Source organism: Tatumella sp. JGM130 (genome assembly GCF_018257525.1).
Lineage (GTDB): Bacteria > Pseudomonadota > Gammaproteobacteria > Enterobacterales > Enterobacteriaceae > Tatumella > Tatumella punctata.
In genome coordinates, this window is sequence record NZ_JAERJS010000090.1 from 1 (window position 1) to 696 (window position 696).

At 57.3% G+C, this 696-nt stretch carries 1 pseudogene; it reads right to left on the minus strand.

From position 1 onward, the window contains the following. A pseudogene (locus tag JK211_RS16790) lies at positions 1 to 695 on the minus strand (transketolase); the annotation flags it as partial. Position 696: the final 1 nt, after the last annotated feature.

Sequence of the window (696 nt, forward strand, 5' to 3'; positions counted from 1 at the left end):
CGGGCTTCTTCGATAGCCTGGCGTACCGCTTCGCTGTCGTGACCGTCGATGCCGCGGATCACATGCCAGCCATAGGCCTCAAAGCGCATGCCGGTATCATCTGTAAACCAGCCGTCGATTTCGCCGTCAATCGAGATGCCGTTGTCATCATAAAACGCCACCAGTTTGCCGAGTTTCAGGGTCCCGGCCAGTGAACAGACTTCGTGAGAAATCCCTTCCATCATACAACCGTCACCCATAAAGACGTAGGTGTGGTGGTCAACAATCTGGTGACCCGGACGGTTAAACTGGGCCGCCAGAGTGCGTTCAGCAATCGCAAAACCGACCGCGTTGGCAATGCCCTGGCCGAGCGGACCGGTGGTGGTTTCCACGCCCGGGGTATAGCCGTATTCCGGGTGGCCCGGGGTACGGGAGTGCAGCTGACGGAAGTTTTCCAGTTCGGTGATCGGCAGGTCATAACCCGTGAGGTGCAGCAGGCTGTAAATCAGCATTGAGCCATGGCCGTTAGACAGCACAAAGCGGTCACGGTCAGCCCATGACGGGTTCTGCGGGTTATGGTTCAGGAAATCACGCCACAATACTTCGGCGATATCAGCCATGCCCATCGGGGCACCCGGGTGACCGGATTTGGCTTTTTGCACAGCGTCCATACTGAGGGCACGGATCGCATTGGCGAGTTCTTTATGTGAGGGCATA